This window comes from Streptomyces sp. NPDC007917 (genome assembly GCF_042959105.1).
Taxonomy (GTDB): Bacteria; Actinomycetota; Actinomycetes; order Streptomycetales; family Streptomycetaceae; genus Streptomyces.
Genome location: NZ_JBIBKK010000003.1, coordinates 631,056 through 645,483 on the forward strand (window position 1 = coordinate 631,056; position 14,428 = coordinate 645,483).

Annotated in this window: 11 protein-coding genes; 4 read left to right on the plus strand and 7 right to left on the minus strand. The window is 70.7% G+C overall.

Annotated elements, in window-relative coordinates; translation table 11 throughout:
* Positions 1–8: 8 nt before the first annotated feature.
* Positions 9–1,337 carry a helix-turn-helix domain-containing protein gene (locus tag ACFZDL_RS08470; protein WP_353593480.1) on the minus strand — a complete coding sequence of 443 codons (1,329 nt, stop codon included), beginning with the start codon at positions 1,335–1,337 and terminating at the stop codon, positions 9–11.
* 543 nt (positions 1,338–1,880) lie between these two features.
* Between ACFZDL_RS08470 and ACFZDL_RS08475 the strand changes: the two genes are divergently transcribed.
* From ACFZDL_RS08475 to ACFZDL_RS08490, 4 genes are read left to right on the plus strand one after another with little or no spacing between them, the layout of a single operon-like run.
* Positions 1,881–3,239 carry an MFS transporter gene (locus ACFZDL_RS08475; protein ID WP_353593479.1) on the plus strand — a complete coding sequence of 453 codons (1,359 nt, stop codon included), beginning with the start codon at positions 1,881–1,883 and terminating at the stop codon, positions 3,237–3,239.
* Between the two features lie 30 nt (positions 3,240–3,269).
* Positions 3,270–4,298, plus strand: a complete 1,029-nt coding sequence (locus tag ACFZDL_RS08480; RefSeq protein ID WP_353593478.1) for a 3-oxoacyl-[acyl-carrier-protein] synthase III C-terminal domain-containing protein — start codon at positions 3,270–3,272, stop codon at positions 4,296–4,298.
* A 30-nt stretch (positions 4,299–4,328) separates the two neighbouring features.
* Positions 4,329–4,640, plus strand: a complete 312-nt coding sequence (locus ACFZDL_RS08485; protein WP_353593477.1) for an acyl carrier protein — start codon at positions 4,329–4,331, stop codon at positions 4,638–4,640.
* Entirely contained in the window at positions 4,637–6,154 is a 1,518-nt protein-coding gene (locus tag ACFZDL_RS08490) for an AMP-binding protein (protein WP_353593476.1), read from the plus strand. Before ACFZDL_RS08485 ends, ACFZDL_RS08490 begins: the two co-directional genes overlap by 4 nt.
* Here the strand turns inward: ACFZDL_RS08490 and ACFZDL_RS08495 are convergent.
* The 6 genes from ACFZDL_RS08495 to ACFZDL_RS08520 form a co-directional block, all read right to left on the minus strand.
* Entirely contained in the window at positions 6,126–7,079 is a 954-nt protein-coding gene (locus ACFZDL_RS08495) for an HAAS signaling domain-containing protein (RefSeq protein WP_353593475.1), read from the minus strand. The two genes, ACFZDL_RS08490 and ACFZDL_RS08495, sit on opposite strands and share 29 nt — an antisense overlap.
* Positions 7,076–7,414, minus strand: a complete 339-nt coding sequence (locus tag ACFZDL_RS08500) for a PadR family transcriptional regulator (RefSeq protein WP_353593474.1) — start codon at positions 7,412–7,414, stop codon at positions 7,076–7,078. The genes ACFZDL_RS08495 and ACFZDL_RS08500 overlap by 4 nt, the downstream gene beginning before the upstream one ends.
* A gap of 46 nt (positions 7,415–7,460) precedes the next feature.
* Positions 7,461–9,449 (minus strand): amino acid transporter, encoded by a 1,989-nt coding sequence (locus ACFZDL_RS08505; protein ID WP_353593473.1) that lies wholly within the window; start codon positions 9,447–9,449, stop codon positions 7,461–7,463.
* Between the two features lie 275 nt (positions 9,450–9,724).
* Complete coding sequence (locus ACFZDL_RS08510; protein ID WP_353593472.1) at positions 9,725–10,732, minus strand: hydroxyacid dehydrogenase; 1,008 nt, start codon at positions 10,730–10,732, stop codon at positions 9,725–9,727.
* 248 nt (positions 10,733–10,980) lie between these two features.
* Positions 10,981–11,298, minus strand: coding sequence for a hypothetical protein (locus ACFZDL_RS08515; RefSeq protein ID WP_353593471.1), 318 nt, complete (start codon positions 11,296–11,298; stop codon positions 10,981–10,983).
* Position 11,299: 1 nt separating this feature from the next.
* Positions 11,300–14,428 (minus strand): RHS repeat-associated core domain-containing protein (locus ACFZDL_RS08520; protein WP_391190704.1); only part of this gene is annotated, 3,129 nt, incomplete at its 5' end.

Sequence of the window (14,428 nt, forward strand, 5' to 3'; positions counted from 1 at the left end):
GCCGCCGGTCAGGCGGCGGAGTTCTGGGGGCGTCGTTCCAGCTGCGTCACGACGTGCCGCACCAGCGCGTGGATGCGGTAGGTGTACTGCCGCTCCCGGTGGGTCTGGACCAGCGAGGCGTCCGCGAGTTCGGCCAGCAGATGGGCCACCCGCACCATCTCCGGGCGGCGGCTGGGCTGCGCCGTCAGCACGTCGTCCAGCGAGAAGCCGTCCGGCAGGGCGACCAGGTCGCGCAGCAGTTCACGGTGTGGCGCGGGGAGCAGGTCGTAACTCCACCGCACGCTGTCGGACAGTGTGCGATGCGCGCTCAGGCCCCCCGTGTCGGCCTGGCCGAGCAGGTGGAAGAGCGTGTCTTCCTGGAGGAGAGAGGTCAGCGGGAGCGATCGGAGCCGCTGTGCGGCGATCTCGATGGCCAGCGGTACGCCGTCGAGGAGCCGGCACAACGTGGTGACCAGCGGGAGGTGATGGGCGAGATCCAAGGTCGGCAGGCCGGCCTGCACCCGGCGCAGCAGGAGCTCCACCGCGCTCGGCACGGGCATGTCGCGGCCCTTGGGGCCGTCCACGCGCAGCGGCTCGACCTCCCAGGTCTCGGCCGCGCTGGCGGCCAGCGCACGGCGCGAGGTCACCAGCAGATGCAGGCCGGGATGTTCGTCGAGCAACTGCCGTGCGGCGCGCGCGGTCTGTTGTGCGACATGCTCGGCGCCGTCGAGCACCAGCAGCCGTCGGCCGCCGCGCGCGCCCGCGAGCGCATGTCCGGATTCGCCCGTGAAATCCCGTGTGACGCGCGTCAACTCGGCGCGTGCGTGTGCGGGGTCGAGATGTTCGGGCGGGCAGTCGCGCAACTCGACGACGGCGACTCCGCCGCGGAACAGCGGGCGCAGCCGGGACGCCGCCGCGAGGGCCAGCCGCGTCTTGCCCACACCGCCCGGTCCGGTGAGCACGACCAGCCGGCTGCGCTGCGCGGAGGCCAGAACATGGCGCATATCGAGCTGTCTGCCCACTAACGGATCGCCGAGGGGGCGGGGGCCGTGCCACGGCGAGGGCTCCGACGGGCGGCCGCGGTACGCCTCCGGGCGCTGCTCGGGCAGCGCCGCCATGTCGTCCGCGCCCCAGGGCACCGCCTCGGCCGGCGCGGCGGGCGCCGCGCCCAAGGCGCTGAGCAGCAGCGCCACCGAGGTTCTGCGCGGATTGGTGTTGGAGCCGGTCTCCAGGTTGCGGATCGTCCGCACACTGACCCCGGAGCGCTCGGACAGCTCCTCTTGGGTCCAGCCGGAGATTCGGCGTTGGCTGAGCAGAAAGTCGCGCAGCTGATGAATGTCGGTTCCGTCGAACGACATGAATTGATTCGGAATCACCATTGAGTGAGTCCCCCTTTGCGATGAGACATGCGCTGCCCACGCGCATCCCGTACGGTGCGCCACCTCGTCAATCTGAGCCTGGCGCAATCGACCCTCATCGGACCCCCTTGCTTCCCCGTTTGTGCATGCTCAAGGACCCGAAAAGTCACTCGCACGCAATGACAATGTCCCCGTTGAACAGCAAGGAGACCGAGGTGTGCCGCGGTGTGGCAAGAACCGGACCCTACTCGACAACTCGGCCGAGTGGGAGTGGTAACCTTGACATGAAAGCGCCAACTGTCCACTAGTTGACAACTCTGCCAATGCGGCTGGAAGTGGACATCCCGACATTGCGCGCTCTTTAAACATTCTTTCTTCGTCACACGGCCGCTCCCCTCGGTGAGCGGCAAATCTCCCCCGTGAATTGCCGGTGCGCTGCCTGGCCCACACCGATGCGCATCGACCAGCATGCTCGGCGAGATCCACAACGGTGGTTCGGAGTGCGGACGGGCGAGACGGCGAACGAACGGGGGGGCGGAGACGATGGCGCGGTCACGTCCCGAGGAGACGGAAAGCGGCCCACAGCGGCCGTCGTCGCTGTGGCGCAACCGCGACTACCTGTACTGGTGGTCCGGAAACGGCCTGTCCACACTGGGCACCAGCGTCTCCACGCTCGCCTTCCCCCTGCTCATGCTCTACGCCACCGGGTCCGCGACCCAGGCCGGCACCATCACCGTGCTGCACATGCTCGGCAAACTCGGCACCCTCGCCGTGGGCGGAGCGCTCGCGGACCGTGTGTCGCGCCGCGCCATCCTGTGCCTGGTCCCCCTGGTCGAGGCGGTGGCGATGGCCGCCGTCGCCCTGCTGGTCTACCGGGGTGACCCGCCGGTCCTGGGGCTCGACGCGCTGGCCCTGGTCAGCGGGTTGGCCGCCGGGCTGAAGGTCGGCGTCTCGACACCGGTGCTGCGCCGGATCGTTCCCAAGGAGCAGATCGCCACCGCGACGGCGCAGGGCATGGGCCGCGACATGCTCGTGCAGCTCGTCGGCGCCCCCCTCGGGGGCCTGCTGTACTCCATGGCCCGCTGGATCCCCTTCCTCTTCGACGCCGTCTCCTTCGTCTTCATCACCCTGAGCTCGCTGTTCATCCGCCGCCCCCTCGGCCCGGACCGGCACACCGACGGCGAGCGGCGGACCGGTCTGGCCGAGGACATGAGGGACGGTCTGCGCCTGATCAGACGCAGCGACTACCTCGTCTTCACCCTCGCGTGGGGGGCCCTGCTCAACACCGTGGCACAAGGGCTCACCCTGCTGTTCGTCGTGCTGGTGCGGCACCGCGGCGGCGGGCCGACCGCGGTCGGGGTCGCCACCTCGCTCGCGGTGGCCGGCGGTGTCATCGGGGCCGTCGCCGGACCCTGGCTGATGCGCAGGCTGGGCGCGCGGCGGGTGCTGCTGCTCTCCGCCTGGGTCTTCGTGGCCACCTTCGCCGTCGTGGCGCTGGTGCCCGAGCCGTGGCAGATCGGTCTGGTCCTGATGGCCGGTATGGCCGCCATGGTGCCGATGAACGTCGTCATCGAGTCGTACGAGGTACGGCTGGTCCCCGACGCCTATCTGGGCAGAACCGCCGCGACCGGCCAGTTCTTCTTCCAGGCACTGCAGTGGATCGGGCCGCTGGCGGCCGGTGTCCTCGCCGACGCCCTGGGGGTGGAGGCGGCCGTGCTGATCCTGGCCGTGGCCATGGCCCTGCTGGCGATCGCGCTGCACGGCGCCCGGCGCCGGCTGAGCGTCCTGGACATCCCGCTGGCCGAGGTGGTCGAACTTCCGGCCCCGCCCCCGGCGGCCGGCCGGCCGTCCGAACCCGAACCCGTTCCCCCGCACGCCGGGGGCTCGACCCTGCAGCGGTGAACACCCACCGTGGGAGCGAAGGGACAACATGTGGCCACTTCAGTGGAGATGGGCATCGTCGCGACGGGTACGTCCTTCGGGGAGCGACGGGGAGTGGCCGAGACGGCCGGTGCGTATGTGCCCGACCCCGAGACCGTCGGCGCCCTGGGGTACCGGACATACCACCGGGTGGCCGACGGGGTCACCGCCACCGACCTCGCCGCCGAGGCGGCCCGCGAGGCGCTGGCAGACGCGGACCTCGACATCGTCGACATCGACCTGATCGTCGTCGGCCACTCCGACGTCCCCGAATACCTGGGCTGGGACTCCTCGGCCGCCGTGGCCCGCGCGCTGGGCGCGTACGGCACCCCCACCGTGCTGTGCACCCAGGTGTGCGCCGCCTGGTCGGTGGCGCTGGACCACGCGGCCGGCGCGATGGCGCTTTCGGCCGACACCGACACCGTGCTGGTGGTCCTCGTCAACGTGGCCAGCGAGGCGCACACCAACAGGATGGACTTCAACGGGGCGATCGCCAGCGACGGCGCCGTCGCCGCCGTGCTGCGGCGCGGGCACCCACGCCTGCGCCGGCTGTCCTCCGCCCACTTCACCCACCCCGAGTACGCGGATTTCTTCCGCATCGAGTTCGGCGGCTCCGCCGCTCCCGTACCGCCCGCGGGCCGCGGCGATCTGCACGCGGACCCGATGGTCGGGATCTTCCGCCACTTCGACCGCGACCCCGGGCGCTTCCAGGCGTTCATGAAGGAGATCAGCGGACGGATCGCGGACGTGGTCGACCAGGCCCTCGCGCGCGCCGGCAAGGACCGGACCCAGCTGTGCCGTCTCATCTACCTCAACGACAACCAGCAGGCGATCCGCGAGGCCGCCGACGCGGTCGGCCTCCCCGTCGAGCGCACCAACGCCGAACTCGCCCGTGAGCTCGGCCACATGGGCGCCGCCGACCAGCTGATCTGTCTGCGGCGCCATATCGAGGCAGGCGAGGTGGCGCCGGGGGACCTCGTGGCACTGGTGGGTGTCGCAGCGCCGGGCATGCACTGGTTCTGCACACTCATCGAGGTGTGAGGACATCAGGAACCAGTGGAGGCAAAAACCATGTCCGCGCAACCCCACCCCGCGCCGGCGACGGTACCGGCGACCGCACCCGCCGTCTCCGAGGACGACATCGCCGCTTTCGTCGTCGAGCGCTTTCTGCCCGGCGTCGACGCGGCCGAACTCGACGCGGAGTACGACCTGCTGGCCACCGCCGTGATCGACAGCCTCGGTGTGCTGCGGATCGCCGAATGGCTGGCGGACCGCCATCGCATCGTGGTCCCCGACACGGAGCTGACCACCAGGAACTTCCGCTCGGTCGGCACCATCCTGGCCACGGCCGAGCGCGCGGCGGCCGGGGAGGGACACATATGACCCACACCTTCGTCACGAGGTTCGCCCAGCATGCGGCCACCCGGCCCGCCGCACCCGCGCTGATCTGGGAGGACCGCGCGATCGGCTACGCCGAGCTGTACGCCATGGCCTGCCGGTCCCGCGCCCAGCTGGAGACCGCCGCCCCAGACGCCACCCGCCCGGTGGGCCTGCGGGTGCGCAAGTCACCCGAGGCGGTGGCCCTGGTGCTGGGCGCTCTGATGGCCGGCCGCCGCTTTCTGCTGCCGTCCCACGAACTCCCCGACACTCCGGCCAGGGAGCTGTACGAGCAGGCGGGATGCGGCGTCGTCCTCGGCCTGGCCGCCGGCCCGCTGATCGACCGGGTGGTGGATCCGCACGCGGAGTCCGGGAGCGCCGCGGGACCGCCGCCGGCACCGGTCGACGACGAGGCCATCGGCTTCATGCTCACCACCTCCGGCTCGACCGGCCTTCCGAAGATCGTGCCGCTGTCGTTCGGGGCGGTCACCCGGTTCACCGCGTGGGGGGCCGAGACCTTCCGGATCACGCCGGGCACGGCCGTACTCAACTACGCGCCGCTCAACTTCGACCTGTGTCTGCTGGATGTGTGGACCACCCTGGCGTACGGCGGCACCGTCGTCCTGGTCGACCCCGACCGGGGCGCCTCACCGGGCTATCTGCGCGACCTGGTAGCGGACCACCGCGTCTCACTCATCCAGGGCGTACCGCTGCTGTTCCAGCTGCTCGTGGAGGCGGCGGCCGGCGAAGAGCCGCTGACCGGGCCCGAGCACCTCGTGTTCGCCGGTGACAGCATGCCCGCGCGGGCGCTGGCCGGGCTCTTCACGGTCTTCCCGAAGGCCCGCTGGTACAACAACTACGGCTGCACCGAGACGAACAACAGCTTTCTGTACGAGGTGGACCGCGCCCGGCCCATCCCCACCCCGCTGCCGATCGGCCGCCCGCTGCCGGGTGTCAGCTGGCTGATCATCGGCGAGAGGGGCCGCGCGCTGACCGGCCCGGGACAGGGCGAACTGCTCGTCAACACGCCCTTCCAGACCACGGGGTACGCGAATGTGCCCAGCGGCGAGAAGTTCGGCCCGCACCCTGACGGCGCGCCCGGCCTCGTCTACTACCGCAGCGGCGACATCGCCACCCGGCACGAGGACGGCTCCCTCAGCATCCTCGGGCGCACCGACTTCATGGTGAAGGTACGGGGCTTCCAGGTGAGCACCCAGCAGGTGGAGTCCATCCTGCTGGACCACCCCGCGGTCGTCGAGGCCGCCGTCGTCGCGATCCCCGATCCGGTGGCGGGACACCGTCTGCACGCCCGGCTGCGCCTCGCCGAGCCGGGCTCCGTGGGGGTGCTGGCCCTGCGGCAGTACTGCGCGGAGCGCACCGTGCGGGCGGCCATCCCCAGCGTCATCGAGGCGGTGGCCGACCCGCTGCCCAGGACCTCCACCGGCAAGATCGACCGGAACCGGATCAGGGAGTCGCTGGCCGGGGCGAGCATCACCCACGCGCCGCGCGGAAGCTCTTGAACACTCCGCTCACGCCCAGGGCGAGCACGATCAGCGCCGTGCCGGCATAGGCCTGGTCGGTTGACGACCACAGGGTGTCGGCGTCCGCGAGGAAGTCCGGGTTGAAGACGATTTTCCGGTAGAACACCCAGGCCAGCGGGAGCGTGAACATCGCCTGGGCGACGGCGTTCCCGGCGGCCAGGGAGACGGTCCAGCCACGCGCGGCCACCCGGGCCAGCTGGACCACCACGAGCCCGGCGAGCCCGGCGAGCATCGGCCACACCCAGCCCGACCACAGACCCGGGTCCAGCACCTCGATCCGCTTGGTGTCCCCGCCCGAACCGTCCGCCCGGTAGGGATCGGCGGTGTGCTGCCAGATGATCAGCCCGAACAGCAGCCCGTACCACACCGCCGCGGCGCCGGCCGCGACGCCGCCCTTGTCCGGCTGCCGGACCTCGGGCAGGTCGTCGGGTGTCCAGGTGGCGGCGTCGACCACGCCCTTGCGGTGGCGGACCCGCTCCGTCACGGCGAACACCACGGTGAGCACGGCGATCACCTGGCAGCCGAGCGTGAACAACGTGCCGATGCCGGTGCCTATGGCCGAGCCGAGGTCGTCGTCGTCCAGGACGTCCAGCACGACGAGCCCGAAGGTGACCGCCGGCAGCACGGTGCACAGCAGGGTGACGAGCAGCCGGATGTACGTCGGATAGAGGTCGGGGCCGATTAACGCGAGCGGCCGGTCCGTGTAACGGGCGGCGTAGCGGACCGGGTCGCCCAGCTCGCTGAGCACCTCGCGCTCCGCCACCCGCGGGTCGGCCTGGCCGCGCCCCTCGACGGTGTCGGCGATCGTGGCGCGCAGCTCTTCGGCGATGTCGTCCCGCTGGTCGGGCGGGAGCCGCCGGACCACTTCATGCACATACCGCTCAGTGAGCACGCTCGTACTCATCCGCTCTCCTTGGTGAGTCGTGAAATCGAGGAGACAAGGTCCTGCCACTCGCGCACCAGGCCGGTGCGCACTTGGGAACCGTCGGGGCTGACCTGGTAGAACTTTCGCGGCCTGGACTCGTCGGTGTTCCATTCGCTGGTGAGCAGGCCCTGTTTCTCCAGCCGGCGCAGCAGGGGGTACAAGGTGTTGCCGTCGACGGTAACCCCCGCGTCGTTCAGCGTCTCCAAGAGCGCATAGCCATAACTCGGCTTCCGGAGCAGCGCCAGACAGGCCAGCACGACCGTTCCGCGGCGCAGTTCCTGAGCCTGGGCAAGGGTCAGTTCTTCTACGGACACACCTCACACGATACTGTGTGGCGCACACTAATGTCACGCCTGCGGTTCAGCCGACGTGCACGTGCGGGCGGCGGGCCCGGTCGGGTTCCGCCTCGCGGAGCACCTCGCGGGTGACCGGGGCGACCTCGCCCTGGCCGAACAGGAAGAACCGCAGGAACTGGGCGAAGGGGCTGCCTTCGGTCCACTCGAAGTAGATGTGCGGCCGGCACCCGGTCAGATCCCGCACCTGCAGCAGCAGCGCGGCCAGCGAGTTGGGGATGCTGGAGCCGTCGAGGGTGAGCACCCGGTAGCGCCCGTGCAGCACCTCGCCCCGGACGCGCAGCGCCGATTCGAAGTCGGAGGGGTCGCGGACGGTGACCTCGACGAAGACGAAGTCCTCCTCGACGGGGATGTCGTTGTCCGCCCGGATCTGCTGGATCTTGTCGCGGTACTCGGCCGCGTCACGGCTGTCGGGCTCGTTGGCGATGAACCGCATCCGGCGGGTGGCGGTGTCGCGGACGAACCGCTCGGCCATGGGGTCCAGATCCACGTCGGTGACGCGCAGCTCGAAGGCGCGGGCCAGCCGGGACAGCAGGGAGACGGCCATGATGCCCGCGATGAAACAGGCGCCGATCTTCACACCGTCGGGCCGCTCCACGACATTGACCGCGGTCGTGTACCCGAAGACGGCGGAGATGACGCCGAAGCCGATGGTCCAGCCGCGCTGCCCGGCGCGCCGAGCGGCGATGGTGACGGCGATCGCGGCGGAGGTCATCAGGACCAGCACCCCGGTGGCGTAGGCACCGCCCTGGGCGTCGACATCGGCGTCGAAGATCCAGGTGACCAGGAAGGCGACGAGGATGAAGACGATGACCATGGGGCGCACGGCACGGGCCCAGTGCGGCGCCATGCCGTAGCGGGGCAGATAGCGCGGCATGAGGTTGAGCAGTCCGGCCATGGCCGAGGCGCCGGCGAACCACAGGATGCCGACGGTCGCGGCGTCGTAGACGCTGCCGAAAGCGGAGCCCAGGTACTGGTGCGCCAGGAAGGCGAGCGCGCGGCCGTTGGCCTGGCCGCCGTCCTTGAACTCGTCCTGGGGGATGAGGAGGGTGGTGATGAAACTGCTGGCGATCAGGAAGACGCTCATGATCACCGCGGCGGTGGTGAGCAGCTTCTTCGTGTCCCGGATCCGCCCCACGGGCCGCTCCTCGGTGTCACCGGGGCCGCCGTCGACGTGGGGCATGACGGCCACGCCGGTCTCGAAGCCGGACAGGCCGAGCGCCAGCTTGGGGAACACCACCAGCGCCAGACCGACCATGACGAGCGGATTGCCGTGCTCGGCGGTGAGCGCCTGGGACCAGTCGGTGACCACGTGCGAGGCGGTGGCCACATGCCACAGGCCGACCAGGACCACCACCGCGTTGAGCACCAGATAGACGCCGACCAGGACCACCGCCACCCCGATGGCCTCCGTGAAGCCCTTGAGGAAGACCGCGCCGAGGAGGGCGACCAGGCCCAGTGTGATGACGACCTCGTGGCCGTGCAGAGCGCTGGTGAAGTGCGGGTTCTCGACCAGGTGGGTGGAGGCGTCGGCCGCGGAGAGGGTGATGGTGATCAGGAAGTCGGTGGCGGCGAACCCCAGCAGCGTCAGGACGAACAGCTTGCCCTTCCAGAAGGTCAGCAGCCGCTCCAGCATCGCGATGGACCCCTCGCCGTGCGGGCTCTCCTGCGCGACGCGCCGGTAGACCGGCAGCGCGCCGGCCAGGGTGACGGCCACGAGCACCAGGGTGGCGATGGGGGACAGCAGCCCGGCGGCGAGTGCGGCGATGCCGGGCTGATAGCCGAGGGTGGAGAAGTAGTCCACACCCGTCAGGCACATCACCCGCCACCACCGCTGACCGCGGTGGCCCCCGGAGACCTCGGTGTCCTCGGAGTCCTGGGTCCGCGGCCCCGGCTGCTGTCTGCCCATATCGGACAGGCCCTTGAGCATCCAGGCGCGGAAACGACTCTCATCCGGCGCCTCCGGAGGGGCTTCCACTGGGGTGGAAGTGGTCATCGTGGCACTCCTGTCGCTTCCCAAAACCGAACACACCGCCGAGGGGCGGCCAGATCAGGGTAGACATGCCCTTCTCCGGTACCCCACGGCGGTGTGGTCAGGCCCCGCGCGTCGCGCCCGCGCACGGCGGGCGCCGTGCACAGGGTGCGCGTGTCGTCACTCCGTGTCGAGCAGCAGCTGGACCGGGGATCCGGGATCGGACCATGGAAATCGGTCTCTGTGGAAGCTGAGGGTGGGCGGCGGGGCGGGGCGGGCGCCGACCGGGGCTGTCGAGGTCAGGCGGCGCGTTCGAGTTCCGTGTGATCCACCTGGTGGGACAGCGGGACCCCGGCCAGCAGCCGCTCCAACTCACCCACCGCGGACAGACCGAGCCGGCGCACCTCGTTGCCCTGTGACCCCGCCAGGTGCGGCGTGATGAAGGCGCCCGGCAGATCGAAGAGCGGGGAGTCCGCGGGCAGCGGCTCCGGCTCCGTGACGTCGAGGACGGCGCTGAGCCGCGTCGTGCGCACCTCCTCGGCCAGCGCGTCGTGGTCCACCAGACTGCCGCGTGCGGTGTTGATCAGCACCGCGCCGTCCCCCATCAGCGCGAGTTCGCGGCGGCCGATCATGTGGTGGGTCTCGGGGGTCGCGGGGGCGTGGATCGAGACGATGTCGCTGTGCCGGAGCAGCGCCTCCAGCGGCAGCAGCCGGACGCCGAGCGCGGCGGCCTCGTCCTCGCCGACGTATGGATCGGCGAGGAACACCTCGAAGTCCAGGGGGCGCAGCAGTTCGATGACGCGCCGGCCGATCCGCGAGGCCCCGACGATGCCGACGCGCCGCCCGAAGTTGCCGATGCCGGGGATGATCTCGGCGAGGGGGAAGGTGCGCAGCGAGCGGTAGCGCTCGCGGGCGGCGAAGAGGTCCTTGCCGGCCAGGATGATCATGCCGAGGGTGTACTCGGCGACCGGCAGCGCGTTGGCGTCCGCGGCGGAGGAGACGACCAGCCCGCGCTTCCACCAGCCGGGTGCCATGATGCCCTTGACCGAGCCGGCGGCGTGCAACACGGCACGCAGCTTGGGCGCGGCGTCGAGCACCGCGGCGTCGATCAGCGGGCAGCCCCAGCCGGTCAGCAGGATCTCGGCCCGTTCCAGGACGCTCCGCACCCGGGGGTCGCGGAAGTCCTCGGCGATCAACGCGGGATCGACGTCCACGGAGGTCCGCAGCCGGTCCAGTACCTCGGGGGGGTAGACGCTGGGCAGGGTCTTCGTACTCATGGCGAACAACGCCAGCGGGCGCTCGGGCAAGGAAGTGGCCTCCGGGTCGGGGGAATGTCATAGCAACCGGTCTCTATAGCAACCGGTCTCTACCGTAGGACCGCGCTCCCAACAGGGTCAATGGAGCGGCCTCGAACGGCTGAACCGAGTGATGTGACCGGTTGCCATGGCGATTGCCATGGTGTTTCACGGCGCTACGCCGGGGACGGCAAAAGGCCCGGCGTCGTCGGTGCGCCGACGCCGGGCCCTGGCAGGTGCTTACTCGCCTGAGACAGACCTCAGGCGAAGCCCTCGTGGGTGACGCGATCCGCGCCCAGCCCCGATTCGGCAAGGAACTCAGTCAGTACGGCGCGCGGGTCCTCACCCCCGATTGCCGTCAGGATGTAGCCGGGGTGCGGTGCGTGCTCGACCTCCCGCACCAGGGCCGCGAGCGTTCCGCTGTCGAGGGAGAAGGCGAAGGTGAACCAGTTGCCCAGGTCATCCCGGGTCACCTCATGGGGGCCCCAGCGGGACTCCAGGCCCTCGGTCGTCACCTCGAGCTGGGCGACATATGCCTGAGGGGACCCCCGGAAGGCCGCCGCGTCAATGCGCCGCACGCTACCGCACCTCCGTGACGAAAACGGGAATCGAGGCGAAGTCCTCGCCGCCGTGATGGACTCTACCCACCCCCGACTCGCTGCCGAGCTCCCACGCCACATAGCCAGGCGGTGTGTTTCTCAGCGGTTTGGGCTCGACGGAGGTGTAGAACTCGAAGCTTCCGGGGGGCGCGCTGTCCGGAATGGCGCCTCGGTGGGCCTGGACCATCTCCTCGCCTCCCCATCGCGAGGCGCGACCCCACAACTCTCCCGACTCGACGACCTGCTGCGTCACCTCGACCGTCTGAGTCGGCGAGCCCAGCCGGTGGAACGGCCCGTACAGATCGCTGACCGTGCCGATGCTGGGGTTGGGCGACTCCAGCATGAGAGGCGGCCGGGCAGCGGCCGGTTCCGGCGCCGGCGTCTGCGGAGCCGCGGAGTCCCTGCCGAACATGGACCTCAGACGATCTCTGAGGGAGGGTTTGCAGGGCGTCAGCCCCTGGGGGTCGCTCCAGGTGTGGGGGTTGTGGACGTAGGTGGCGGGGTTGGGCGCGGGGGTGAGGCCGAGGGGGTCGGGGGTGAGGTAGCGGGCGGTGGTGGGGTCGTAGTAGCGGTGGTGGTTGTAGTGGAGGCCGGTTTCCGGGTCGTAGTACTGGCCGGGGAAGCGGAGGGGTGTGTAGGTGGTGCTGGTGGCGGCCCAGGTGGTGGTGCCCCACAGGGTGGCGCGGGCGTGCCAGGCGATCTCGCCGGTTTCGTCGACGAGATGGGTGGGGGCGCCGACGAGGTCGGTGACGATGGCGAAGAACCGTCGGTCGATCTCCCGCTGGGTGGTGGCGTCGGCAATGCGCTCGGTCTGGGCGACCGGATGCAGACCCTGATGGTCCCAGGTGAGGGTGACGGGCCGGGGGAGGCCCGTCGTCGCGGTGGTCTGCTCGACGAGGACGGGCCCGTCCCAGGTGAAGTCCACCTGCTCCATGACCGTTTCGCCGTCGCCTGCCAGGCGCTGCTTGGAGGTGCGGCGGCCGAGGGGGTCGTAGAGGTAGCGCCACACCGTGCCGTCGGGGGTGGTGACGGTGGTCAGGCGGTCCTCGGCGTCCCAGGTGTAGCGCCAGGTGTCGGGCTTCTTCGACAGACGGGTTTTCTGGCGGAGCGTGAGGCGGCCCGCGCTGTCGTGTTCGTAGCGGATGTCTCCCGCGCGGGTGATACGGGTGCCGGTGTAGGTCCGGTCTCCCGTCGTATCGGCTCCGGGATGCCGCTCCGGCCAGTCGGCATGGGTCTGGTTGCCCGCCTCGTCGTACGCGTAGGTCTCGGTCCAGCGCCTCGCGCGGACTGCGGTCACGCGGCCCGCCGCGTCGAGGTCGAAGGCGCGGGCCCCGGTGTGCTGGTCGTCGATGGCGGTGAGGTGGCCGTCGGCGCGGTAGGTGTAGGCGCGGTGGTGGAGGGGGTCGGGGGTGGCCGGGCCGGTGAGGGTCTGTTCGGTGAGCCGGCCGAGGGGGTCCCAGGCGTGGGTGAAGGTGAGGATGTCGTCGAGGTGGCGGGTGGTTTGGCGGCCCGCGGCGTCGTGGTCGAAGGCGAGGGTGTGGCCGGAGGCGGTGAGGGTGGTGCGGTTGCCTGCCGCGTCGTAGGTGTAGGTGGTGGTGGCTCCGGTGGGGGTGGTGCGGCGGGTGCGGCGGCCCAGGGCGTCGTAGGTGTGGGTCAGCACCCGGCCGTTCACCATTTCGGATTTGACGCGGCCCATGCGGTCGCGCTGGTAGACCACCTCGGCGTCGGGGCCGGTGGCGGTGGTCAGGCGGCCGGCGGGGTCGTAAACGAAGGTGGTGGTCAGGCCGTCTGTGGTTTTGCGGAGGGTGCGGCCGAGCGCGTCGCGTTCGAAGTGGGTCGTCTGGCCGAGGGGGTTGGTGCGGGTGGTCAGTCTGCCGGCGGCGTCGTGGGTGTAGGTGAGGGTGCGGTCGTCGAAATCCGTCTCGCACACCGTGCGACCCGCAGGATCGTACTCATAGGTCCAGGTCAGGCCCTGCGGGTTGGTGACCTGGGTGAGGCGCAGGGCGGTGTCGTGGATGAACTCGTAGCGCACCCCGTCCGGGCCGGTCCTGGCGGCCAGCAGGTCGAAGTGGGTGTACTCGTAGGTGGTGGTGCCGCCGCCCGGGTCGGTGTGGCTGGTGCAGTTGCCCTCGCCGTCGTACGTCCAGCTCTCCTGGGACCCGTCCGGGTACGTGCGGGCGGCGAGCCTTCCCTCGACGGTCCACTCCAGGCGGGTGGTGTGGCCGAGCGGATCGGTGACGGTGGTGGGGCGGCCGAAGGCGTCCCGCTGGTAGCGGGTGGTGGCGCCGAGTGGATCGGTGATCTCCACCGGCAGGCCCGCCGGGTCACAACGCAGGCCCGTGGTGTGCCCCAGCGCGTCAGTGACGGCGGTCAAGTGGCCGTGGTCGTCGTAGGCGTAGCGGGTGGTGTGGCCGGCCGGGTCGGTGAGGCTGGTGCGGCGGCCCGCCTCGTCCCAGGTCTGGTGCCAGGTGGCGCCGTCCGCGCCGGTGACGGTCACCGGCAGGCCCAGGGCGTCGTAGGTGGTGTGTGTCTCCAGGCCGTCGGGGCGGGTGACGGTGGTGAGGTGCCCGGCCTCGTCGTAGGTGTGGGTGGTGGTGTGGCCGAGGGGGTCGGTGCGGGTCAGGGGCCGACCGTGGCGGTCGTAGGTGGTGCGGGTGGTGTTGCCCAGCGGATCGGTCTGGGCGATGACCTGGCAGGCGTCGTCGATGACATAGCGGCTGGCGTGGCCGTCGGGGGTGGTGACGGTGGTGACGCGGTGACCGGTCGCCGGGTCGGCGTCGTGGTAGTCGATACGGACCGCTATGTGGCCCGCCTCGCCGCCCTCCGCGATGCAGCGGTCGCGGTTGTCGTAGACGTAGTCGTAGCGGCGGTCGTTGGTGTCGGTCCAGGAGATGACGCGGCGTTCGTCGTCGTACTCGAACCGCAGCGGCAGGCCGGAGGAGTTGATGACCTCGGTGAGGTCGCCGTCGGTGTAGCCGTAGCGGACGATCTCCTGGTCCGAGCCGTCGGGTGCGGCGCCCGCCAGGTGGAGGGCGGTGATCCGGCCGTCCGCGGTGGTCAGCTTCAGGTGGTAGCCGGCCGAGTGCACGATCGCGGTCGGGGTGCCGTC